The sequence below is a fragment of the Arthrobacter sp. E1SS-5 genome (assembly GCF_057073715.1).
On the sequence record NZ_CP172703.1, the window covers coordinates 904,996 to 928,490 of the forward strand.

19 protein-coding genes are annotated in these 23,495 nt (G+C 65.5%); 7 read left to right on the plus strand and 12 right to left on the minus strand.

Annotation, left to right across the window (positions count from 1 at the left end; genetic code table 11):
* The first annotated feature begins 91 nt into the window (after positions 1 to 91).
* Positions 92 to 1,162 (plus strand): alkene reductase, encoded by a 1,071-nt coding sequence (locus ACIGJD_RS04295; protein WP_483688443.1) that lies wholly within the window; start codon positions 92 to 94, stop codon positions 1,160 to 1,162.
* Positions 1,163 to 1,394: 232 nt separating this feature from the next.
* On the opposite strand, the gene ACIGJD_RS04300 is transcribed toward ACIGJD_RS04295, so the two are convergent.
* Complete coding sequence (locus ACIGJD_RS04300; RefSeq protein WP_142134819.1) at positions 1,395 to 1,712, minus strand: hypothetical protein; 318 nt, start codon at positions 1,710 to 1,712, stop codon at positions 1,395 to 1,397.
* Between the two features lie 130 nt (positions 1,713 to 1,842).
* Between ACIGJD_RS04300 and ACIGJD_RS04305 the strand changes: the two genes are divergently transcribed.
* Together ACIGJD_RS04305 and ACIGJD_RS04310 are read left to right on the plus strand one after the other, a co-directional pair.
* Positions 1,843 to 4,344 (plus strand): Tex family protein, encoded by a 2,502-nt coding sequence (locus tag ACIGJD_RS04305; RefSeq protein ID WP_483688444.1) that lies wholly within the window; start codon positions 1,843 to 1,845, stop codon positions 4,342 to 4,344.
* A gap of 46 nt (positions 4,345 to 4,390) precedes the next feature.
* Entirely contained in the window at positions 4,391 to 4,744 is a 354-nt protein-coding gene (locus tag ACIGJD_RS04310) for a hypothetical protein (protein WP_483688445.1), read from the plus strand.
* Here the strand turns inward: ACIGJD_RS04310 and ACIGJD_RS04315 are convergent.
* The 6 genes from ACIGJD_RS04315 to ACIGJD_RS04340 all read right to left on the minus strand — a co-directional run bounded on the left by ACIGJD_RS04315 (position 4,741) and on the right by ACIGJD_RS04340 (position 10,761).
* Positions 4,741 to 5,547 (minus strand): YqjF family protein, encoded by an 807-nt coding sequence (locus tag ACIGJD_RS04315; RefSeq protein ID WP_483688446.1) that lies wholly within the window; start codon positions 5,545 to 5,547, stop codon positions 4,741 to 4,743. The two genes, ACIGJD_RS04310 and ACIGJD_RS04315, sit on opposite strands and share 4 nt — an antisense overlap.
* Before the next feature lie 65 nt (positions 5,548 to 5,612).
* Positions 5,613 to 6,392: an isocitrate lyase/PEP mutase family protein gene (locus tag ACIGJD_RS04320; RefSeq protein WP_483688447.1), complete on the minus strand. Its 780-nt coding sequence runs from the start codon at positions 6,390 to 6,392 to the stop codon at positions 5,613 to 5,615.
* A 35-nt stretch (positions 6,393 to 6,427) separates the two neighbouring features.
* On the minus strand, positions 6,428 to 8,341 hold the full coding sequence (locus tag ACIGJD_RS04325; protein WP_483688448.1) for an HNH endonuclease signature motif containing protein: 1,914 nt from the start codon (positions 8,339 to 8,341) through the stop codon (positions 6,428 to 6,430).
* A gap of 170 nt (positions 8,342 to 8,511) precedes the next feature.
* Complete coding sequence (locus tag ACIGJD_RS04330) at positions 8,512 to 8,907, minus strand: DUF1622 domain-containing protein (protein ID WP_483688449.1); 396 nt, start codon at positions 8,905 to 8,907, stop codon at positions 8,512 to 8,514.
* Between the two features lie 69 nt (positions 8,908 to 8,976).
* Positions 8,977 to 9,837 carry an SDR family oxidoreductase gene (locus ACIGJD_RS04335; RefSeq protein WP_483688450.1) on the minus strand — a complete coding sequence of 287 codons (861 nt, stop codon included), beginning with the start codon at positions 9,835 to 9,837 and terminating at the stop codon, positions 8,977 to 8,979.
* A gap of 3 nt (positions 9,838 to 9,840) precedes the next feature.
* A complete protein-coding gene (locus tag ACIGJD_RS04340; protein ID WP_483688451.1) occupies positions 9,841 to 10,761 on the minus strand; it encodes an MSMEG_6728 family protein in 921 nt (306 codons plus the stop codon).
* A gap of 156 nt (positions 10,762 to 10,917) precedes the next feature.
* On the opposite strand from ACIGJD_RS04340, the gene ACIGJD_RS04345 reads away from it, so the two are divergent.
* A complete protein-coding gene (locus tag ACIGJD_RS04345) occupies positions 10,918 to 11,505 on the plus strand; it encodes a hypothetical protein (protein WP_483688452.1) in 588 nt (195 codons plus the stop codon).
* A 168-nt stretch (positions 11,506 to 11,673) separates the two neighbouring features.
* On the opposite strand, the gene ACIGJD_RS04350 is transcribed toward ACIGJD_RS04345, so the two are convergent.
* On the minus strand, positions 11,674 to 12,315 hold the full coding sequence (locus ACIGJD_RS04350; protein ID WP_483688453.1) for a transglycosylase family protein: 642 nt from the start codon (positions 12,313 to 12,315) through the stop codon (positions 11,674 to 11,676).
* A 310-nt stretch (positions 12,316 to 12,625) separates the two neighbouring features.
* Between ACIGJD_RS04350 and ACIGJD_RS04355 the strand changes: the two genes are divergently transcribed.
* The 3 genes from ACIGJD_RS04355 to ACIGJD_RS04365 all read left to right on the plus strand — a co-directional run bounded on the left by ACIGJD_RS04355 (position 12,626) and on the right by ACIGJD_RS04365 (position 15,317).
* Positions 12,626 to 13,687 (plus strand): adenosine deaminase, encoded by a 1,062-nt coding sequence (locus ACIGJD_RS04355; RefSeq protein ID WP_483688454.1) that lies wholly within the window; start codon positions 12,626 to 12,628, stop codon positions 13,685 to 13,687.
* Positions 13,688 to 13,948: 261 nt separating this feature from the next.
* Positions 13,949 to 14,902: a pullulanase X25 domain-containing protein gene (locus ACIGJD_RS04360; protein WP_483688455.1), complete on the plus strand. Its 954-nt coding sequence runs from the start codon at positions 13,949 to 13,951 to the stop codon at positions 14,900 to 14,902.
* A gap of 103 nt (positions 14,903 to 15,005) precedes the next feature.
* Complete coding sequence (locus ACIGJD_RS04365) at positions 15,006 to 15,317, plus strand: acylphosphatase (RefSeq protein ID WP_483688456.1); 312 nt, start codon at positions 15,006 to 15,008, stop codon at positions 15,315 to 15,317.
* Positions 15,318 to 15,420: 103 nt separating this feature from the next.
* On the opposite strand, the gene ACIGJD_RS04370 is transcribed toward ACIGJD_RS04365, so the two are convergent.
* The 4 genes from ACIGJD_RS04370 to ACIGJD_RS04385 all read right to left on the minus strand — a co-directional run bounded on the left by ACIGJD_RS04370 (position 15,421) and on the right by ACIGJD_RS04385 (position 23,414).
* Positions 15,421 to 19,107 carry a TM0106 family RecB-like putative nuclease gene (locus ACIGJD_RS04370; RefSeq protein ID WP_483688457.1) on the minus strand — a complete coding sequence of 1,229 codons (3,687 nt, stop codon included), beginning with the start codon at positions 19,105 to 19,107 and terminating at the stop codon, positions 15,421 to 15,423.
* A gap of 162 nt (positions 19,108 to 19,269) precedes the next feature.
* Complete coding sequence (locus ACIGJD_RS04375) at positions 19,270 to 20,472, minus strand: TerC family protein (RefSeq protein WP_483688458.1); 1,203 nt, start codon at positions 20,470 to 20,472, stop codon at positions 19,270 to 19,272.
* Between the two features lie 35 nt (positions 20,473 to 20,507).
* Complete coding sequence (locus tag ACIGJD_RS04380; protein WP_483688459.1) at positions 20,508 to 22,244, minus strand: RecQ family ATP-dependent DNA helicase; 1,737 nt, start codon at positions 22,242 to 22,244, stop codon at positions 20,508 to 20,510.
* Positions 22,245 to 22,439: 195 nt separating this feature from the next.
* Complete coding sequence (locus ACIGJD_RS04385; RefSeq protein WP_483688460.1) at positions 22,440 to 23,414, minus strand: aldo/keto reductase; 975 nt, start codon at positions 23,412 to 23,414, stop codon at positions 22,440 to 22,442.
* Positions 23,415 to 23,495: the final 81 nt, after the last annotated feature.

A 23,495-nucleotide genomic window follows, 5' to 3' on the forward strand; every position in this document is an offset into this window, starting at 1 on the left:
CCCCGTCTCACCCGGGAAAGTGCTGGAATAGTTGCACGCGCCCCACAGTTGGCAAAGGCAGTACGTCTTCAGTCTTTGAAAGGAACTGCGCATGCTGTTTTCCCCGCTCACCCTCGGCGAACTTGAACTTCCCAACCGCTTGGTGATGGCACCGCTGACCCGCCTCCGCGCTGGTGAGAAGGGCATTCCGGGCCCCCTCCTCGTCGAGCACTACCGCCAGCGCGCTTCCCTGGGACTTATCGTCAGCGAGGGCATCTACCCCGTCCCTGTGGGGCAGGCTTACCCGGGACAGCCCGGCATCGTCACCCCGGAACAGGTCGCTGGGTGGAAGAAGGTTACCGACGCAGTCCACGCCGAGGGCGGCCGCATGTTCGCCCAGATCATGCACGGCGGCCGGGTTTCCCACTCTGACATCACCGGTGGCCTGCCCATCGTCGGACCCAGCGCTGTAGCGATCGACGGCGTCGTCCGCACCCCCGCGGGCAAGCAGCCGTACCCGGTGCCGCACGCCCTGACCACCGACGAGCTTCCCATGGTCATCCAGGAAATCGTCACCGCTTCGTTGAACGCCATCGAGGCAGGGTTCGACGGCGTGGAGCTGCACTCTGCCAACGGTTACCTCCTGCACGAGTTCCTGGCACCGAACTCCAATATCCGCACGGACAGCTACGGCGGATCCCCGGAAAATCGCGCGCGCTTCGTTATCGAAACCGTCAACGCCGTTGTGGCAGCCCTTGGCGCCAACCGCGTGGGCCTGCGGATTTCGCCCGAACACAACGTCCAGGGCATCGCCGAGACCGACACCGCAGACGTCCGCGCCACCTACGAGGTCCTCGTGGACAGCATCGCGCCTCTCAACCTGGCATACCTGAGCATCCTGCACCACGAACCCACCGGTGAACTTGTGCAGGACCTCCGCAAGCGCTTCGGCGGCACCTTCCTGGTCAATACAGGGTTCGGTGTCATCACCACCCGGGAAGAAGCGGTGAACCTGGTGGCCGAAGGCCACGCCGACGCCGTGGTGGTGGGACGGCCCGCCATCGCCAACCCGGACCTGGCCCGCCGTTGGAAGGAAAGCCTTCCGCTCAACGAGCCCGATCCGTCCACCTTCTACGCGGAAGGCGCTACCGGCTACACGGACTACCCGATGTACCAAGGCTAAACACCTCACCGGCAGCCCGGACAAAACGACGACGGCGGCACCCAACGTGGGCGCCGCCGTCGTTGGCTGTCTGGGGTGCTGGTCCCTGGCAGCGGCGCCGGAGGCCATCCGACGACCCCCGGCTGAAGACTCTTTTGTGGCCCGCCGGACTCCATCGGAAGCCGGCGGTGATCAGATGCTACTCCAACGAATGGACTCTTACCAGAGCCAGTTTTGCGGTCAACAAACCCAGTTAAAGCACAGCCTCGCGCCCCGTGCCTTCCTTCATCAGCAGCCGCCCGTCCTCGATGGATACCAGCACGCTTTTGGGTTTGCCGCTGACCTTGGTGATCGCCTTCAGCCCCCGGTTGGTCACCTCCACTCCCACCTGGGCGCCTTTGGCTGGCAACTCCACCGATACCTCCGAAGCGATGCCGAGCAACGGATTGGTGGAGACGCCCAAATCCCTGCGCACCTCCTTGCCATTGACGGTCACAGTGATGTTGGCCTCGTCGAACCCCTCCTGGAAAACAACAAGCAGTTCCCGCATGATGGCCTCTTCCTCGAGCATCGGCGCCAGTAACGGCATGTCCACTACAGCACTTCGCACGCCCCAACGGAATACCCTCCGCAACCCCGCGACATCCACATAAACACGCCCTCCAGTGGAGCCCGGCAGACCGGTAAGGCAAGATGTTCTGGTGACTCAACTGCCTGCGCCTTCCGCTAATTCCGCAACTTCCCACGCGTCGGGGGAGGAGGCGGTCTTTGCCCAGATCGCTACTGAGCTGGGGGTCAAGGCGTGGCAGGTGAAGGCCGCCGTCGGCTTGCTCGACGGCGGCTCCACGGTTCCATTCATCGCCAGGTACCGCAAGGAAGCCACCGGGACGCTGGACGACACCCAGCTCCGGAACCTCGACGAGCGGCTCCGCTACCTCCGGGAACTGGCGGACCGCCGTCGTGCCGTCCTTGAGGCGGTTGAAGCGCAAGGGCAGCTGACACCGGAACTGCGCAAGGCGATCCTGGCTGCGGATACCAAGTCACGACTTGAGGACATCTACCTGCCGTTCAAGTCCAAGCGTCGGACCAAAGCCCAGATCGCTCGTGAGGCGGGCCTGGAGCCGCTCGCGGATACGCTGCTGAAGCGGCCGGAGCTGGTCCCCGAACGCGAAGCTGCCAAGTACCTCAACAATGAGCACTCCATCGCTGACGCAGCCGCGGCGCTGGCAGGCGCGCGGTCCATCCTGGTAGAACGGGTGGCCCAGGATCCCGACCTCGCTGCCAACCTGCGGGACAGAATGTGGACGCAGGGGCGGGTGGTGTCGCGGGTCAAGAAGGGCAAGGAGGCGGAAGGGCAGAAGTTCGCCGACTACTTCGAGTTCGCGCAGGCGCCGGAGCGGATGCCTTCGCACCGGGTGCTGGCGCTGTTCCGCGGAGAGAAGGATGGCGTCCTTGAACTGGACCTCGCCGAAGCAGATCCAGCGGACGACGCCGCCCTTACCGCCGCCCGTGCCCGCTATGAGTCCGCGGTGGCCAGGTTCCTCGGCGTCGCCGACCGCGGCCGTCCCGCCGACGCATGGCTGATGCAGACGGCCCAGGTGGCCTGGCGCTCCCGCGTGCTGGCCCGCATCACGTCTGACCTTCGCGCCAGGCTGTTCGCGGCGGCGGAGGACGAAGCGGTCCGGGTGTTCGCCGCCAACCTTCGCGACGTGCTGCTGGCCGCGCCGGCCGGAAACCGCGCCACCCTTGGCCTGGACCCCGGGCTGCGCACCGGTGTGAAGGTCGCCGTGGTGGACGGCACCGGAAAGGTGGTGGCCACTGACACCGTGTACCCGCATGCTCCCGCCCGCAAGTGGGACGAAGCCCTGGCCACCCTGGTGCGTTTGGCGCGGCAGCACGGCGTCGAACTTGTTGCCATCGGGAACGGGACGGCATCGCGCGAGACGGACAAGCTGGCAGCTGAACTGATCAAGCAGCTGCCGGAGGTGGACCGGAAGCCCCAGAAACTGGTGGTGTCCGAGGCCGGCGCCTCCGTTTACTCCGCGTCCGCGCTCGCCGCCGCCGAACTGCCGGGAATGGATGTCTCCCTGCGCGGCGCCGTTTCCATCGCGCGCCGCCTGCAGGATCCGCTCGCCGAACTCGTCAAGATCGATCCTAAGTCCATCGGCGTCGGCCAGTACCAGCACGACGTCACCGCGTCGAAACTGGACCGGAGCCTTGATGCGGTGGTGGAGGACTGCGTGAACGCCGTGGGAGTGGACGTTAACACCGCGTCGCCCGCGCTGTTGAGCCGGGTTGCCGGTGTCGGGCCCCTGCTGAGCGAAAACATCGTGGCCTATCGGAACGAACATGGCCCATTCAGCAAGCGGACCGACCTCAAGAAGGTGCCGCGGCTGGGTGCCAAGGCCTTCGAGCAGTGCGCTGGCTTCCTTCGAATCACCGGGGGAGCCGAGCCACTCGATGCGTCCAGCGTGCACCCGGAGGCGTACGCGGTGGCCCGGAAGATTCGCGCTGCTGCCGGGTCAGCGCCGGCGTCCTCCCTGGACCCGGAAAAGTTCGTGGACGACACCTTCGGCCTTCCCACGGTCCAGGACATCCTCGTTGAACTGGACAAACCGGGCCGGGACCCCCGGCCCGCCTTTGCTGCCGCCACCTTCTCGGAGGGGATTGAAAAGGTCTCGGATTTGCGGCCGGGCATGATCCTTGAGGGAACGGTGACCAACGTTGCGGCGTTCGGCGCCTTCGTGGACGTGGGCGTCCACCAGGACGGATTGGTGCACGTCTCTGCCTTGGCCAACCGCTTCGTGTCCGATCCGCGCGAGGTGGTGAAGTCCGGCCAGGTGGTCCGCGTGAAGGTCCTCGAGGCTGACCCCGAGCGGAAACGGATTTCGTTGACCTTGAGGCTCGACGACGAACCAGCCGCCGGCGGTGCAGGTTCCGGGCGGCGCGCGGGACATGGCGCTGCAGGACCTGGGGGTGCAGGAAAACCCAGGGCGGGACAGAACGGTGCCGGACAGGACCGGCAAGGCAACCGCGGGGGAGCGGGTGGTCAAAAGGTTGAGCGCGCCGGACGCCAGGACCGGCAACAGCAAGGCAAGCAGTTTGCGCGTTCCGGCGGCGGTAATGACCGTTCCGCGCCAAAGACCCAGCCAATTAACACCGCGATGGCTGAGGCTCTGAGAAAGGCGGGGTTGGGCAAGTAGCTTCCGGGGGACTTTGGCAGGGACGGCTTTTCTGCAAGGGTGGGGTATGACCTATTTCCTGGAGTACACCGTTCCTGCCGCCCCTGGTGATGACGAGTTCGAGTTCCCCCACGATGAGATCAATTCCGGCGAGACGGTCCCGCTGACCCAGACGAACGCAGAAGTAGTGCACACTCCCGATCTGCCGGCCCGCACGGGCATCATCGGCGCTACCGTGCCCGAGGCAAAGCTCGAGGCTGAGCAGTTGATCATCCACAGCCGGGCATCGGAGGCGTCCCTGTACTTCGACCCGTCCAACTCCCTGCAGGCGGGCGTGGGAACCCTGGTGAGCACGTTTACCGAAGGCCAGGGTTGGCAGGACGCCCCAGGGGCGCCGGACCCTCAGGACGCAACCTTTTAGCCGCCAGTTCCCAGCAGACGAGGCCTGCCGAAGCGTGTCCGGACTCCCGGCGAGTAGAGGACCGACTCCGGTGGCCCGCTCACGCTGATGCCGGAAGCCCGGACCAATCGGTCGCTGAGCCGGTGGACGTCTGCGCTAAAGAGTGGCCACTCCTGGTGGGTATTCGGAACGTAGACGGTTCTGCCCCCGAAGCGGCCATGCATTCCGAACCTCGCGGTGAGGAAGATCGACAGTGGATCGGTGGCGGCGGTATGCAGTCTGGGCACCACGCCGAAGTGGCTTCGGGCAGCGTTGACACCGAACCGGTGCACGGAATAGCCGACAGGAAGGCCATTTGTGCCGGCGGCACTCGTCCGGAGGATTCCACGCCGATGTCCGTCAAAATCGCCCGGGAAGGGCGGCCATTGGCGGATGCGTGACCACACGTAGGGAATCCCAACTGCCCGCGTTGCGATGACGACTGGGAGTCGGTTAGCGTCCAGGCTCAGGAACACCACGCCGCGGGTCCCATCCGGCTCCCGCGAGTAGAGCCTGACGTTGACCTCGTTGAAGCTTCCCAAGTAGGGGATGCCGGGGCCGTGGCCAAGCCCCGCCTGCACCATGCGAAATCCAATGAGCCCAACCCAGGAACTGCCGTCGAACACATCCGGTTGAACCCCAGTCGGCATGAACTTCGCCGCCAGTGCCTCGGGAATTCGCCAGTGGAGGAACACGGCGTCAAGCCACCGCTGGTCGGAGAACACCGGCCTTGGTAATTCCGGCGGACGCGGCCATAGTGCTGCGGCGCTCAGGTTCCCCGTCAACTTTCAACCACTCCTTCCCTCAGTCCAGCCGCTGACGCTTGCAGTTGGCACGCTGCGGGTTTCACCTAGTTCAAGGGCCGCGTGTTCCCAGGAAGCTGGCCGCCCGCGAGCAGATCTGCGGCTGCGTCGGCGAGGGCTGTCAGGGCCACCCTTTGCGTCCATGGACCGTACGAGATGCGCGCAACCCCCAGTTCCTGGAGCTTGGCCGGCGGCAGGGAACCGGGGACATTGATGACAGAGATTTTGTTCCAGCCGATGCCCTCAACCAGCGCTGTGACCGTGCGCTCGTCCAGGAGTCCCGGCACAAAGACAGTGGTGGCGCCTACGTCCAGGAACGCCCTGCCGCGTTCGATGGCGTCGGAAAGTACATCTTCGAACGCACGGTCCTGGCCCTTCAGAAATGCGTCGGTCCGTGCATTCAGGACGAAGTCGATTCCTTCTGCAGCGCCGGCATGAACAACGGCTGCCATCTGGTTCACGGCGTCTGTTAGCGGCCGCATCTGGTCCTCAATGTTGGCCCCGACGATTCCGACGCCAATCGCCTTGCGCGTGGTCTCGCCTGGATTGCCGTAACCGGATTCAAGATCGGCACTCACGGGCAGGTGGGTGGCCGCCGCTATCCGGCCAACGAAGCTGATCATTTCGTCGACGGGGATGTTCTCACCGTCCTCGTAGCCGAGGGTGGCGGCGATGGAGTGGCTTGCCGTTGCGAGGGCAGCGGTTCCCGGAACATCCGTAATGACTTTCGCGGTGATGGCATCCCACACGTTGATCACCTGGAGAATCTCCGGGGCTTGGTGGAGACGGAGCAGTTCGGAGGCTTTGGCACTGCTGGTTTCGGTCATGGGTGAAGCCTAACCCGCCCCTTGTTAGGCAGTGATCATTCCCGTGGGTGGGGTGGTGGGGGTGGTTTGAAGTAGTGGTTTTGTTGGGGTGTTTGGGTGGGGTCGAGGTGGGGTGGGGGGATGAAGGTGGGTGTGCCGTGGGTGGTGGTGATTTTCCATTGTTCTTTGTGGATGAGGTGGTGGTGGTGGCTGCAGAGCAGGACGCCGTTGTTGGTGGTGGTGGGTCCGCCGTTTGACCAGTAGGTGATGTGGTGTGCTTCGCACCAGGGGGCGGGGATGGTGCAGTTGGGGAAGGCGCAGCCTTGGTCTCTTGCGGTGAGGGCGAGGCGTTGGGCGGGGGTGAAGAGGCGGGTTCTGCGGCCGAGGTCGAGGATTTCGCCGTTGGTGCCGAGGAGTGTGGGGATGATGTCGGCGTCGCAGGCGGTTTTGCGCAGGGTGGTGGCGGCGACGGGCCCGGTGAACATGAATGCTCCGGTCCCGGTGGAGGTCCCTGCCTGGGCTTCCGGGGCCGTTTCCGGTTCCGCTTGTGAGTGCGTTCGGGCCTCTGATCCTGGTTCTGTTTTCCCGGATGTGGTGCCGGTGGTGTGGGGGAAGAGGTCTTGGTAGTGGATGGTGGCGATGATTTGGGGTCGGTTGCCGCCGGTGGTGGGCAGGGTGTTGGTGGTGAGGGCGGCTTTGGCGGCGGTGACGAGGCCGTCGAGTTGTTTTTGGGCGCGGGTGCGCCGGTCCAGGTCCGGCAGGGCGGTGTGCTCGGTGGCGTTGCCTGCCGGTGTGCTGTCTCCGTTGCCGTTGCCGTTGCCGCTGCCGCCGCCCGTGCCGGTACCTCTCCCTCCGCTGCCGCCGCCCGTGCCCGTGCCGTTGCCGTTGCCGGTGTCGGTGTTGTTGGTTGCGGTGTTGGGGGTGGTGGTGCGGGGGTTGGTGGCGGTGTTCATGACGGTGAGGAGGTGTTCGTATTGGTCGGTGGTGGCGAAGATTTCGACGCGGTGCAGGCCGTGGCGGGGTTTGCGGATGAAGGCGCCTTGGGTGTGGCGGAGGGCTTCTTCGGTGGGTTCGGTGCCGTCGGCGTCGATGGTGTCCATCCAGCGTTGGGCCAGGCGGGTGAGGAAGTCGGGGTCGCAGCTGGTGGCGGCTTGGGTGAGGTGGTGTTCGATCGTGTCGAGGGTTTCTTGTGTGGTGTGGTGTTGGAGCCGGTCGAGGGTGGCGGTGATGATGGTCGCTGCGTGTGAGGACACCGCCGGGTCCTGGGTGTTTTCGGTGGTGGCACCTTCAACTGTGGTTTGGGGTGTGGGGGTGAGGGCGGCGGCGAGGTGTGGCCGGGGTGGTGGGAGTGGTTCGCCGGTGATGGTGGTGGCGGGCAGGACGTGCTGGGCGAGGGTGAGGCGGCGGCGGGCTTCGCGGATGGGGATCTGCAGGCGCAGGCGGAGGAACTCTGCGGTGTTCCGGCACCCGTCATCGGCCGGGGACACCACCACTTGGTGGCTGGGCCGGAAGGGCGGGCCGGGCCAGTTGGCGTCGGTTTCGCTCACCGCGCCGGTCCCGGTAGAAGTCCCGGTCACGCACGCTGTGCTGGTCTGGTCCAAGGCGCCGGTGCTGGGGGTGGTGTGGAGGGTTTCGATGCCGTTGGCGTCCCACCCAGTGATCCAGTCCGTGGCCCGGGTCGCGGAGGACGAGGCTGGGCGGGTTCGGGCTGGGCGGGTTTTGGCTGTGGCGGCGTCCTTGATGGCCTGGGTGCGGGTCCGGTCGACGGCCCCCGCGGCCAGGAGTTGGAGATACTCCATGGAGCGGGCCAGGCCCTCGATCCGGGCGGCATAATCGGCTGCCTCGACATAAGAGGCCGTTGCCAGCAGGTCCGGGGCAGCCAGGGCGGCGGCCGTCAGCTGTGCGGCCAGCCCGTCCAACACGTCCTGCCCACCGGGCCCCGAGGCCGATGCCTGCAAAGGACCTGTCAAAGGATCCTCACTGGGGACCGGGTGAAGGCGGGCCGGGCGCGGCAGCCAACTGCCGGCGTCGTACGCCCTCCCAAAATCTTCCCCAATGGCCTCCATAACCCAACCCTGCCAGCCACCACTGACAATCAAGAGACCCCAAAAACCCTATGTGGAAAACCCCGTCAAGAGCCTTAGCGTGCTGTTGCGGGGGATTCAGAACGGGCCGGCGGTGCTTCCTTTTGCCATGGCCAGCGGCCCGTGATTTCCAGTTCCAGCGAAAAGCTGAGGAACGTCCGGATCAACACGATGATAGCCAGCACCCCGACGCTGACGAACGTCGGTGTTACGGCAACGGTTCGGATGATGTCGGCAGCGACGAGCAGTTCAAGGCCAAGGAGGATGGAGCGGCCCAGCAGCTGGCGGTAGGAACGGTAGAAGCTCAATTTTCCTGCACCCGCTGGAAGCTGCCGCGGCTGGTGGCCACGGATTGCCATCGGGAGGGAGACCACCGCCCCGATCACCATGACCGCAACGCCTGCGAAGTCAACCAGTTGCCCAACCGTCTCAATGATCTGCCGAAATTCCATGCCCTGCCTCAACTCAGGCCAGGCGTCCCCATAGCCAGCCTGGCAGCGATCAAGGAACGGCGGATTCACTCATGGATGGCGCACGCCGTTCCCCGCTATAACCTCCTTGTACCCCTCCCTGAATGTGGGAAACGTGAAGGCAAACCCGGTGCTGCGCAGGAGATGGTTGCTGCAGCGCTTATTGCCCCCGCGGGCAGGTCCGGCGTCGCCCACGCGGGGTGAAGGAAGGCCCAGTTCGGCCGCCAGGAAGCGCAACACGGTTCCCAGATCGGCCGGTTCGTTGTCCACGCCTACGTATACAGGAGCGGGTACGGCGTCCATTGTTGCCAGATGCACCAGGGCCGCCGCGGCGTCGTCCCGGTGGATCCGGTTGGTGTAGCGCACGTCCTCAGGAATCACCGCCGAGCCTGACTTCACCTGGTCGATCAACCGCGTCCGGCCCGGCCCATAAATGCCGCCCAGCCTGAGCGAGATGCCCACGGAACCGGTGCCGGCAAGCCTGGCCTGCAGAAGGTCCTCGGCCTCCACCAGCACGCGGCCGGAGAAACCGCCGGGGCTGGGCGGCGTGGCTTCATCCACCCACCCGCCAGCCGCATCGCCGTATACGGCGGTGGACGAGACGAAGATGACGCGGCGAGGCACCACTCCATCCCGTTCGAGTGCATCCAGGACGTTTGCCGCTCCGCGTACATACGCGGAGCGGTATGCCTCCTCCGTGGGGGAATCGGCAGCCACGGCAATCACGACGGCGGAGGTATCCACCGGGACCGGCGGCAGGTCCGGAGAGGCAAGGTCAGCCGCGGCACCTTCGATGGCTGCGGGCAGTTTTGCAGGGGAGCGGCGCCACCCGACAACACGGTGGCCTAATGCGGCGAACCGCAGACCCGCCTCGGTGCCCAGGTCACCGCACCCTGCCAGGAGAATCGTCATGGCCTACGGGGCCTCTACCGGGAAGAACACGCGGGGGTCCTGCAGCAGCGCCGGGTACGTGAACGCGGACCGGTCAATGATTTCCGTGACCTCGAAATTCCTGCCAAAGCGGCCGTCATCGAGGGTGATGGGCCGGCCCACCACCTGTCCCACAGCGAACCTGGCCCCATTCTCGAACGGAACCGCTACCGGAGTCTTTCCCGGAAGGGTCCGGAACGCTTCCTCCTGCGCCAGCCGCTTGCGCGTAGGCTTCTTCGCCTGGGGCTTGGGTGGGGCCTTCTTCGGCGCCCGGGACGGCCGGCGGGAGCCATCGTCCACATAAACGGGGGAGTAGCCGTCGTCGCCCGCGGACGTAGCGGCCGCGGCAGCAGCGGCGCGGTTCACCAGGGGAAGCGCCACCGTGGTGAGGGACTGGGGGTCGACGTCGTCGTGCGGTTCCCGGAGGATCCACAGGATGTCCCCTTCCGGTTCCTCCGGCAGGAACTCATGCCGGGGCTCGGGCCAGACGTAGTCCATGTCCGGAATCGCATCCGGGAACACCGGGGTGTAAAACTTCGGTTCCTTGTGGACCAGCTTGGAGCGGTGGCTCAGGTGGAAGTCCGGATCACCGAGCCACGGCGGCATGACAATTTTGGCGGCATAGTCCGGGTGGGCTGCCTGCGGTGCGAACTCCGCAATGTTGGCGCGGGTGTTGTCAGGGTGGCCGCGCTCAGTCCATTCGTCCACCATCGCCAGCCCGTACATGGTGAGGGCGGGCACGTGGCCCATCCACATCCGGATCGCCGGGTGGGTCTGCCAGCCGTAGCCCGGAATCACCAGGGCGCGGAGGGTTTGCAGCGCTTCGACCCGCTGCTTGCCCAGCCGCGCGGTGTCCAATGCTGCGGCGCTTTGGCGGAAGTCAGGGTACGGGAGAAAGGTTTGCATCCATTCAGTCTGACGGTCCCCGGCGGAACTGCCAATTGCTGTGCCTGCGGCCACAAGCTGAACGTGTCCATGTCCAAATAATGGACGCCTGCATACGGCTTTCAGGTTAAACCACTAAGATCACCGCAACCACCCCCGCATTTTGGAAGCTCTCTCATGACATCTACACCTGACACAGCCGTCACCCCCGCCCGTACCGCCCTGCCCCGCTACGGACAAATGCTCGGCCCGGAAGCCCGGGGCGTCCTGGTTCTCGACGAATTCATCATCGATCCCGCCGCGGCGCGCAAAGACCAGCACCGCTTCCGTGACGGCATGGCCGCCGTCGCCCGGACGGTCCGCCGCATTGCCGCCCTCCGCGTGGTCATCGCACTGGTAGCCATCGCCAACCTGCCCCTGTTCCTTCTCTCAAGCGGCTGGTGGATCTACGGCGTTTCGCTCACCCTGGTCGTTGCCGTCCACACCGCAGTAACCCTGCTCAACCGGCACGAGCCGCGGCTCAAGCAACGGTCAGCGCTGGAGCTGCACATGCACCGCGAACGCAGCGTCAACTACCGCAAAGTGCGCGACGCCGTGAAGTACATGATCGATACCCCCAGCCGCATGAACGAGCACCTTTACCTCGAGCTGCTCGCGGTCAAGCGGGTCGCCCTGAACCTGGCGCACGGCACCGTGGCGCTGCTGGACACCAGCGACGACTCCGCCTGGAAGGTGCGCATCGTCCGCGAGCTGCCCGTAAGCTGACCGCCCACCACGGCAGCGGCTGAGGAATTAAAAGAACGACGCCGGCACATCCCTTGTGGGGTGTGCCGGCGTCGTTATTTGGTCAACGGAATTTGTCTATCGCCGACCTGTCTGTGTCGCCTTGGGAAAGGCGGAGCGCCCGGGGCGCCAGTGGAGCTGTGTCCGCTGTTAAGCGGGAAGCTGGATGACCTGGCCCGCGAACACCAGGTTCGGGTCTGCAATGGTGTCCAGGTTGGCGTCCGCAAGGTGCTGCCAGCCGCCCTGGATGCCCAGCTTCTGGGCAACGATGCTCAACGTATCTCCGGCCTGGAGAGTGTAGGTCTCGCCGCTGAGGGCAACCGAAGTTGCGTGCCGCGGGGCCGGTGCCTGCTGTACCGGAGCGCTCTGGACCTGCGTGGCCTGGACGGGTGCACTCTGGACCGGGGCGCTCTGGATTGGTGCACTCTGGACAGGGGCTCCGCCGCCACCGCTCAGTCCGAGCTGGGATGAGCAGGACGGCCATGCTCCCCAGCCCTGGGATGCCTGGACCCGCTCGGCTACCGCGATCTGCTGTTCACGGCTGGCGTTCTGGGGAGATCCGGTTCCGCCGTAGGCCGACCAGGTGCTGGCGGTGAACTGCAGGCCGCCGGAGAAGCCATTGCCCGTGTTGATGGACCAGTTGCCGCCGCTTTCGCACTGGGCCAGAGCGTCCCAGGTGGACGTGGGTGTCGCTGCGTTGGCCGCCGTTGCGGAAAGGGCCAAACCTGCCGCGGAGACGGCGGCCAGGGTGACTCCGCGGCGTGCGGCAGTACGGAATTTGGTGTTTTTCATGGTGGTGATGCTCCTGAAGGCCACCGGCGCTGGCTCCGTCCCCGGAGATCGTCGCGCCACTGCCCGCCCCTGACGAATAGAGGTCACTATCGGTGGCTGCCGCTGGGCAGTTCTGGTGGAGGCAGCACCGGGCAATCAAAAAGCCCGCCGAACGGGCATGCATTTCACGCTAGGACATCATCTGGCCGTTATCAAATCGAGATTGAAGTGGGCGCGTCGGGTGTGGCATGAAGCACGGTAACGGTGTGGTTCACAAAGGTTGCGGGTTCCCGGGCAGGCGCGAAACCGGGAGGGGCACTATCCTGACCGGATGGAGAACTTTGCCGGCGGCAGCACCGCGCCCGAAACCGAAACGGAACCCGCGGAAACTGCGGTTCCCGCCAAGCCCCTTCCGGTGGCCGAACTGCACCTGCACATCGAGGGCACGCTGCAGCCCGAGCTCATCTTTGCCCTGGCCGAGCGCAACGGCATTACGCTCCCGTACTCCGGGCTGGATGAACTGCGCCAAAAGTACGAGTTCACCGACCTGCAGTCCTTCCTGGACCTCTACTACGCCAATATGGCAGTACTCCAAACCGAGCAGGACTTTGCGGACATGACCCGCGCCTACCTTGAGCGCGCAGCCGCCGCGGGGGTCCGGCACGCCGAAATCATGATGGACCCGCAGGCGCACCTTTCCCGCGGCATCCCCCTGGAGGCGTGCGTCAAGGGTGTGGCCTCGGTGCTGGCAACCTCCGAGGAGGAATACGGGATCTCCACCATCCTCATCGCGGCGTTCCTCCGCGACCTGCCGGAGGACTCGGCACTGGAGGTCCTGGGCCGGCTGCTGGCCATGAACGCACCAATCGGCGCCATCGGCCTGGACTCGGCCGAAGTGGGGAACCCGCCGTCCAAGTTCGAGCGGCTGTACGCGAAGGCGCGTGAGGCGGGCCTCCGGCTGACGGCGCACGCGGGGGAGGAGGGCCCGGCGTCGTACATCACTGAAGCCCTGGACCTCCTGGGTGTGGAACGGATCGACCACGGCATCCGCTGCATGGACGACCCCGACCTCGTGGAGCGCCTGGTGGACGCCCGGATTCCTTTGACCGTCTGCCCCCTGTCCAACGTCCGGCTCCGTGCCGTGGACACCTTGGCGGACCATCCGTTGCCGGCCATGCTCGCGGCGGGCCTCAATGTGTCGGTCAACTCGGACGATCCCGCCTACTTCGGCGGCTACGTGGATGACAACTTCGCGCAGCTGACCGCGGTGTTCGACCTCTCCGATTTTGACAAGGCGCGGCTGGCGGCGAACTCGATCCACTCCTCCTTCGCTTCGGAAGAGCGCAAGGCGGAACTGCTGGCCGAACTCAACGGCAGGGAAGTGTCCGACTGACGGCTCCTGTGTCGGGCGCAACAGCGGGGCTTTCTGCCCGGTAAACTAGGTGCCGCAGGCGTGTCTGGGGAGTGCAAGGCAGCACCCGTGTCAGCGCTTGAGGGTTATGCAGACAGCCCTTACCCGAGACCTCCGCCTCACTTGCGGCACCATCCGCTTCACAGTCGGTCACGACACGCAGAGTTAACCAATTAAAGTCGCGCGATTTAATGGGCAGTTGGCAAGATGCCTAAGACCGATCGCTTTTATATAAGGGGAATCATGGCCAAGTCCACCGCAGAAAACACTTACCTTCGGCTCAAGACCGTGCTGGATGTCCTGACCGAAGGCGTGTGGTCCGGCGATGCACTGAATGCTGGCCAGGTCCTGGCGGAAGCAACCGCCCGCGTGCCGTTCAACGAGCATGAGTCCGAACTCCTCAGCGGCGGCATCCCGCGGGGCCACAAGACCCTCACCTCGGCAACCGCCAAGCTGGTCAAGGCGGGCTGGCTGATCAAGGGCCGCTCGGGCTGGACCATCACCGAGGACGGCATGCGCGCCACGGTTGCCTTCCCGGACGTGGATTCCTTTGCAGCAGCGCTCGACGCCGGCACCCCGGTCCCTGCCGACACTCCCGTTCCCACGGCTCCCGAGGGCTTTGTCCGCCCGGTTTCCGCCGCCGCGGCAACGCTGGAGGTCCCGGCCAAGGAAGCAGCACCGAAGAAGACCGCCAAGAAGGCTCCCGCGAAGAAGGCAGCCTCCGCTGTGGGCAAGGCAGCCAAGGCGCTCGAAGACGCCGTGGAGCCCGTGGTGAAGGCCGTCCGCAAGGGCAAGTCTCCCGCCAAGGACAAGACCGAAGCTGTTGCTGCCCCTGCTGGAACCTCCACGGCGGCCGGCGCTGCTGAGCCGTTCGAGGGCCCCGACGTTGAGACCCTGCCTCAGCCCGAGGCTGTGGCCGTGGTGGGTGACTTCAACACCATCCTGGGCGCGCCTGAGGACTGGGCCCCGCAGTACGACGAAGCTCAGATGGAGTTCGACTTCCTGGACCAGCTGTGGAAGAAGAGCGCCGAGCTTCCGGCCGGTTACTACACCTTCAAGATCGCCCTCAACCGTTCGTGGGATGAGAACTACGGCGCTTTCGGCACGTTCGACGGCCCCAACCACGAACTTCACCACGCCGGCGGCACCGTGACCATTCGCTACAACCACGCCACCCGCGACATCACCATCAACTAGGCGTTGAGTGCCCAACCGGGCTGCGGTTACTGTCGTTTGACACTCACAACGGCACCTGCTGCTACCTGGTTGGGCAGGCCGATGTTTCCTTAGGAGGCCCGGCATGGGCAGGCATGAACGCACAGAGGACGGCCCGGAGCAGGACAGCGTGCGGCTTGACGCCCGGGTGTTCGGCATGGTCCAAGGTGTGGGCTTCCGTTACTGGACGATGGGTACGGCGGAGGACCTTGGACTGTCGGGCGAGGTGAAGAACCTCGCCGACGGTTCGGTATCCGTGATTGCCGAAGGGCCCCAGCCACAGGTCCGCAAACTGCTGGACTGGCTGAACTCGGACCGCACTCCCGGCCGGGTGGAGCGGGTGGACAGCTCGATGTCCCAAGCCGGCGGAAAATACCGCGGGTTCGGGGTGGGCTGACCTGGCTGGGCTTTGCTCCAACGAGGCCCGTCCGCCCAACGAGGCCCCGCCAACCCGGAGCCGCTTAGCGAAGGCGGGTCCTCCGCCTGACCGGACTCCGCGGCTATTCCCGCGGGCTGAGGCCGATGAACGCGCCCAGCTCCTCCAAGGCCGCAGGCTTGTGGGGCATGTAGCTGGTGAGTTCGGGGGACCGGATGATCACTGCGCGCCACTGGCCACGGGAAACCGCTACGTTGATGCGGTTCCGATTCAGCAGGAACTCTGCGCCGCGGGGCGCCTCGGCCACCGCCGAGCACGCCATCGAAACGAACACCACGGGTGCCTCCTGGCCCTGGAACTTGTCCACGGTGCCCACCCGAACCTCCGGCAGTCCAGCCTCTGACAGATTCCTTCGGATCAGATGGACCTGGGCGTTGTACGCGGCCACCACCAGCAGGTCCTGCTGCTCCAGCGGCCGCGCTTCGCTGCCGGCGCCGGCCGTCCACTTCAGGCCCAGATGGCGTTGGGCCTGCCGCACCACTTCCTCGGCCTCTTCCTTGGAAGCCGTGGCGTTGCCGGTGTGGTTAACGAAAACCGTCTCCACGCCGGGCGCCATACCCTCCAGTTCGCGGTGGGCAGCGGCCGGAGCCGACTTCAGCTTTCCCTCGTAGCTGAGGTTGGATACGGCGCGGCACAGCTCCGGATGCATGCGCCAGGTATCGGCGAGGAAGTAGCCCAGGGCCGCGGGAAGCGTCGCGTGCCCGGCGGTGAGCCAGCCGAGGGCCGATTCATCCACCGGTTCCGGGTGGGCGCCCTGGGAGACCTGCGGAAGTTGCTGGGGATCGCCCAGAAGGAGCAGCCGCTTCGCCGCACGGGACACAGCGAGCGTGTTGGCCAACGAGAACTGGCCGGCCTCGTCAATGACCAGCAGATCCAGAGACGCAGGCGGCACCTCCTTGCCGGTCATGATCCATGCCGTGCCGCCCACCAGGCATCCGCCGGGAGAGGCCAGCAGGCGCGCCACATCTCCGTCAGCGGTCAAACTCCACGGGACCTCGTGGGGGTCTTTCAGCTTCTTGGCCACACAGGACGCATCCACACCGCCGTCCTCGATGGCACGGCACAGCAGGTTCTCCACCACGTTGTGTGACTGGGCCACCACCCCGATCTTCCAGCCTTCGGCGACGAGCCTGCCAATGACATGGGCGCCGACATAGGTCTTGCCAGTTCCCGGAGGCCCCTGCACCGCCAGGTAGGAGTGGTCCAGGTCCCGCAGGGACTCAGTGATGGCACCTGCGTAATCCGTCGCGCCATCGTTGCCGGGCCGAACCTCGGCAGGTACCCGGAGGGAGCGGAACCGCGGCGGCAGCTTCCGCAGGATGTCCAGGCCGGGTTGCGCGGGGAGGGACGGCAGCGTGGAGCCGACGGCACGGGCTATTTCAGCGATTGCTGCCTCGATACTGACGGTGGCCACCGGTTGGTCCTCCGTCAGGGCCACCGGGATGTGTGAGTAGGCGGCAACTTTCCTGGACTCCCGCTCCGAAATAGTGATGATGGTGTGTTCCGGATTGTCGGGAGCTGCCCGGAGGTCGTCAATACGGGTCTTGAAGGTGTAGGCCCGCGCACCAGGTGCCGCATTGGGCATGGCCATGCCGTGCGGGGCCGGGGGATCGTACAAGCGGCACCAGGTGGAGTCGGCACGGAAATCGGAGCCCTCGGTCATGGTGCCCCGAAGCTTCAGGACCCGCGTACGCATCTTCTCTCTCGGCTTCGCCAGCGCCCAGTCGGCTGAAACTTCGGCCGATTCCACGACAAAGACGTTCCGTTGGTCGGACCAGCTATCCACCGGCGCCTCGACCCGGTCGAAGTGCTGCCACCAGAACTGCTTGCGTTCACGCCGGTGATACCCTGTGGCGGCCGCCACCATTGCGATGGCACGTTCGTCATCAGTCCACGGGCGGTTATCCGGCAGGGCAGCCAGGTACTCCCGCAGCCTGCCTTCCTCCGGTGACTCCTCGACAGGCACCGCATCGTCCTCTGCGTCTACTTCGATGCCGGGTAGCTCGGCCGGATCGGCTTCCGGACCAATTGCGCCTGCATCAAGCCCGCCTGTATCCATTCCGCCTGCTGGCCGGCCGCGCTCCTGCGAAGCACTGGCTTTCTCTCCCAGTTGGAGAAGCCAGTCCCGCAGCCGCAGCGTGGAGAGGCAGTCGTACTGGTTGTAGTCGGAGATGGAAGCCAGGATGGCCTCAGCGTCCTCGCGGCGCCCTTCATCACGGGCGGCGCAGTAGGCGGCGTAGGCCACCACCGAAGCGCCGGCGTCTTTGACATCCCCGGACCGCAGGTTGTCTCCCATGTAAAGCGGTTCAAGCTTCTTGATGGAATACGACGCCTCCGAGATGCGGAGCGAATGCCGCACGGTGGCATAAAGGTCCACCAGCAGCCCCTGCCGCAGCCAGTCATCCACCGTGTCCTCGCCGGCCTGGTGGGTGAGGGAGAGGTTCCGTAGCGCCGTCTTTTCGTATGGGGCGTAGTGGTAGACGTGCATGTCCGGGTAAACAGTGCGGCGCTTTTCCACATAGTCCAGGAAGTCGAGGAAGGCGCGGCGTTCACCAGAGCGGGAGTGTGCCCAAAACGGACGGAACGCCGGATCATCTTCGGCACCCGGTACCGGGGCCTCAATGACGCCAAAGAGGTATTCGATGCCCCAGGCGCCGGTGGCGGGATCCTGCCACAGCGGATCGCCCTCGAAGTCGAAGAAAATGTCCCCGGCGCTGGGTGCCGGAAGAGACCCGATGGAGTTCTTCGGAAGAACCGTGTAGGAGACCGTGTGCGGCTCGCCGTCCTTGGTGAAGGTGCGGGACCCCGCTGGCTCATCGAGTCCCAGCTGCATCCGGGCCTGGGCGCGGAGCCGGATCACGGAGTTCTTTGCGTCCGCGGCGGGCATGGCTGCCAGTTTGTCGATGGTGGTGACGTTGGCTTCATGAAGTTTCCGCCGCTGGACAACGGACATGCCAGCCACCATCAGCAGGTCCCTATGGAGCTTGACCTGTTCGGCGCAGTAGTCGCAGCGTCCGCAGTGCACGACGCCGGGTTGCTGCCATCGCACCGGGGCATCGCCTGCACGGTGGCCGGCCGTGAGCTGGCGAAAGCGCCGGCGTCGTTCCCGGAAGACGGGCAGCAGGTCCGGCAGGGAGTGGCTGCTGCGCAGCCAGTCGTCACCCACTCGTGTGCCCAGCACGAGGGTGACCACAGGCGATGGCTCCAGCCCCATGCCGAGGAGTTGGTCGCCGTAGGCGGCAAGCTGAAGGAGGGCTCCTACTTTCGCATGCCGGGCAAGCTTGGTGTCCCAGACCTCGTACCGCCCCGGGTTCCCAGTCCCGGCGGCCTCGTTGACCAGGAAGTCCGCATAGCCCAGGAATTCGCCGTCGAAGAAGGTGGCCTGGAACACCACATCCGCACCGGACCGGAGGGCGAGTTCGGTCTCTGCATGCTTTGCCTGCAGCTCACCACGCAGATTCTGGCCGCGCTCCAGCGAATAGACGCCCGAGCCCCGGCTGGCGTCCCACTCGCCGTACTTCGCCACAAGGCTGGCAAGCACTGTCTGCTCGTGCCGGTCGCCCAGCTCACCGGCCCGCTTCTGCATCTCGTCAACGGCGAACTCGGCTTTGGGGGCGCGGCCCAGCTTTTCGTCCAGGATCCGGAGCGTGCGGTACTCACACTCGGAGGCCGCCACCAGATCACTGGCCGAAAAGACCAGGTCCGGCGGCGCACTTGAGCCGGCTTCAACACCAGCGTCGAGCAGAAACACGGGGCCTCCCCAATGACAGCCGGGCCCGAAGACGGTTTCCGGGGCCCTGTTTGTGTGGCTGAATCAAACGTAGCAAGAGGGACTGACAAACAGCGGGCAGGCCAACAACAAGAAGGGCGGGCGGCATAAGAAGGGCGGGCCCAGCCCGGCAGGAAGCTGGTGTCAGCCCCCGGCCGCGGCTGCCCGGACCTGGGCCTTGTCATGCTCAGCGTGGGCGTTGTACAGCAGCTCCATGAACTCGGTTTCGTTGCGGACCAGGCGCTTGTACTTTTCGGGGAGCTTACGGATCTGGGTCTCTTCCCGGCACATTTTGGCAAAGATCTTGTCGCGTTCGGCCATGTCCGTTTCGTAGGTGAGGTCCAGGTATTCGGTGGCGTGCCGCCGCGCGCCTGACACCGCGTTCTTGGCCTTGCCCTTGGGACTGAAGATGGACGCCAGGATAGTCACCAGCAGGACGCCGAGGATGACGCCCAGGGAGACACCGGTGCTGACTTCCACCACATTGACGTGTTCGCCGTCGTTGATGAACGGGAGGGTGTTCTCATGCAGGGCGTGCAGGATGAGCTTCACGCCGATGAAGCCCAGGATGACCGCCAGGCCGTAGGAGAGGAAGATCAGTCGGTCCAGCAGGCCGTCGATCAGGAAGAACAGCTGCCGCAGGCCCATCAGCGAGAACGCCGTGGCGGTAAAGACGACGAAGACGTTCTGGGTCAGGCCGAAAATAGCAGGAATGGAGTCCAGGGCAAACAGGATGTCGGTGCCGCCGATGGCCACCATTACGAGCAGCATCGGAGTGAGGACCCGCTTTCCGTTCTCCACGGTGAATAGTTTGTCCCCGTCGTAGTGCTGCGACGCTGGCAGGACCTTCCGGGCGAGCCGGACCACCAGTCCTTCGGAGTCGTCGTCGTGGTTGTCCGGCTTGAGCAGGTTGCCGGCCGTGAGCAGCAGGATGAGGCCGAAGATGTAGAACACCCAGGCAAAGCTGTTGATCAGCGCCGCGCCCAAAAAGATGAACGCTGTCCGCGCGATCAGGGAGAACACGATGCCGAACAGCAGCACCTTTTGCTGGTCCGCCCGCGGTACCTTGAAGCTGGCCATGATGATGAGGAAGACGAAGAGGTTGTCCACTGACAACGCCTTCTCCGTGACATAGCCGGCGAAGTACTCCGTGCCCATGTCGGGGCCGCCAAACAGCAGCACCCCCAGCCCGAACAGCACCGCAATTCCCACGTAAATAGCGGACCAGGTGGCCGATTCCTTGATGGTGGGGGTGTGCGCCTTCCGGACATGGAAGAAGAAGTCGAAGGCCAGCAGCCCCACGATTCCCGCAATGGTCAGGATCCAGACAAACGCAGGTACTTCCACGCGGGGGCCTTTCGTTGGAGGTCCCCTAAGCGTACCTAAGCTGGCTTCAGGAGTTCGTTCTCCACGACGGCGGACCGGGACAGGGTCTTGTACCCTTCCTGCTCGAAGAGAACGGTGATCACATCGTCCTCGTGCCGCATGACCAAGCCGGGCCCCCATTCCTTGTGGACCACTGCTGACTGGAGCGGGAACGGCTCGTCACGGTCGGCGGAAGCCTGGCCGCCGCCGTCGGACGCTGCGCTGTGCTGTTTCCTGCCGCCTTTCTTGTTCGCCTGCTTTTTGTCCGGCTTGCCGTCCTTCGCCGTGTGGGCGGGAGCATCGGCAGCGGCAGCGCAGCCGTCACAGTTGCCGCAGGGCTCGGGCAGGTCCTCGCCGAAGTAGCCCAGCAGGAACTGCCGCCGGCAGCCGTCCGTCTCCGCGTAGGCGCGCATCATGGTCAGGCGGGACTGGTCCACCCGTTGCCGGGCCTCGGCGAGTTCGACGGCGTCACCCACCAGCGTGGGCAGCTTGGCTTTGGACGTCAGCCGGACGCCGCGCTTGCCAACAGCCACGGCGCCGATCTCCTCCAACTGGTTCACCAGGCCTGTGACGCGGCGGGGCTTGAAGCCGGTCAGCTCTGCGAGGGAGGACTTGGGGGTGGCGGCGTCGGCAGCCTTGAGGACCTTCAACACCTCCAGCAGCGCATCGGGGTCAGGGGAGTGGGTACCGAAGAACTTGCGCAGTCCAAGATCCTCCGAGCGGTAATGCAGCACGGCCGAGGCCGGCTCGCCGTCCCTGCCTGCCCGCCCGATTTCCTGGTAGTAGGCGTCCAGGGATTCGGGGATGTCGGCATGGACCACAAAGCGGACGTTCGGTTTGTCGATGCCCATGCCGAACGCGGTGGTGGCCACCACCACGTCCAGCTTGTCCTCCAGGAACAGCTCGTGGATATGTTCACGCTCCTTGGCGGGACGCCCGGCGTGGTAGGCCTCCGCGCGGAGCCCCTCCTTGGCCAGCTTGGCCGCGTACTTCTCTGTGTCCTTCCGAGTGGCGGCGTAGAGCAGCCCCTGCCCTTTCCCGGCCAGGTCCGCCACCTGTTCCAGCACTGCCTTGCGCTTGCCCTTGTCCTCGTGGTGCCGGACCACGTCAAGGCGGATGTTGGGCCGGTCGAAGCCGCGGACCAGGACCAGCGGGTCCTTCATGCCCAGCCGCTCCACGATCTCGTCGCGCACCGGAGGGGAGGCCGTGGCGGTCAGGGCGGCGACGGGCGGGTTGCCCAGCTGTTCACGGACATTGCCGAGGGCCAGGTAGTCCGGGCGGAAGTCGTGGCCCCAGGACGAAACACAGTGTGCCTCGTCCACCACGAACAGCGAGATGTCCAGGGCCTTGATCCGGTCGACGGTTGATTGCTTGGCCAGCTGTTCCGGGGCAAGGAATACGAACACGGCCTTGCCGTCCTCAGCCGCCTTCCACGACGTTTCGACGTCCGCGTCGCTGTGCGAGGAGTTGATGGCCACGGCGGCATCCGTACCGAGGTCCTGGGACAGCCCGTCCAGCTGGTCTTCCTGCAGGGCAATCAGCGGTGAAACCACGACGGCGGGGCGTCCGGTCTGCTGGTGCAGGTGCAGTGCTGCGACCTGGTAGATGGCGGATTTCCCGTAGCCCGTGGGCATCACGGCCAGGACATCGATGCCGTCCACCAGGGCGCCCATGCCGGCCAACTGGCCGTCCCGGAGGTGGGGAAGGGAAAAGGAAGATTCAGCAAGGGCCCGCAGGGCAGGTTTGTCGGACATGGAACGGGCTCCGCACACAAAGAAAAGAGCGGCCGCTTGCTTCAGCCGTAGGAACCACCCTACGCCAGCCCCGCGCCGCCGTCGTAAATTGCGCCCAGTGGCGCCCTTCCCGCGTGGGCGGCCCGGGCCTGCGCAACCGTTGCCGGCCGGCAACGCCTATGCCGGGAAGGGCCGCCCCTGGCGGTTCCTCGGAGCTTACGTGTCGATGGTGGACATGTTCGGGTAGCGGGCGCCCGCAGTTGCCCCGGCGGGTGCCAGCTGGTCCAGCAACTGGAGATCCTCCACACCAAGTTCGATGTCCACGGCGCCAAGGTTTTCGCGCAGCCGTTCCCGTTTCTTGGTGCCCGGAATCGGGACCACGTGCTCGCCCTGCGCCAGCAGCCAGGCAAGCGCAAGCTGGCCCGGGGTGCAGCCTTTCCGGTCGGCCAGCTCCTTGACCCGGTCCACCAGCTCCAGGTTCCGGGTGAAGTTCTCGCCTTGGAAGCGCGGGGAATGTTTGCGGAAGTCGTCCTCGGCGAAGTCGTCCACGCTGCGGATCTGGCCGGTGAGGAAGCCGCGGCCCAAGGGGCTGTAGGGGACGAAGCCGATGCCAAGCTCGGCGAGTACGGGAAAGACCTTGGTCTCGGGCTCGCGCTCCCACAGCGAATACTCGGTCTGCAGCGCGGTGATGGGATGCACGGCGTGGGCCCGCCGGATGGTCTCTGCTGACGCTTCGGACAGGCCGAGGTGCCTTACCTTTCCGGCCTGGACCAGTTCCGCCATTGCGCCCACCGTGTCCTCGATGGGAACGGTCTTGTCCACCCGGTGCTGGTAATAGAGGTCGATGTGGTCAACCCCAAGCCGCTGGAGGCTGGCATCGCAGGCAGCCCGGACGTATTCGGGGCGGCCGTTGATGCCTACCCAGGACCCGTCCTCGCGGCGCTCGTTGCCGAACTTGGTGGCGAGCACGACATCCTCGCGGCGCCCCGCAATGGCGCGGCCCACCAGCTTTTCGTTCGTGAAGGGGCCGTACATGTCGGCGGTGTCCAGCAGCGACCCGCCGGCGTCCAGGAACTCGTGGATGGTGGCGATCGACTCCTGTTCGTCGCCGTCGCCGTAGAACTCGCTCATGCCCATGCAGCCAAGGCCCAGGGCGGAAACTGTCAGTTGTCCAATGGTGCGTGTTTTCATGCCGTTCTCCTCAAGGTGGGACTTGCCTGGGAAGCGGCCAGCCGGCGTTCTTGGAAGCCGGTTGGTGCAGCGTAAGCCACT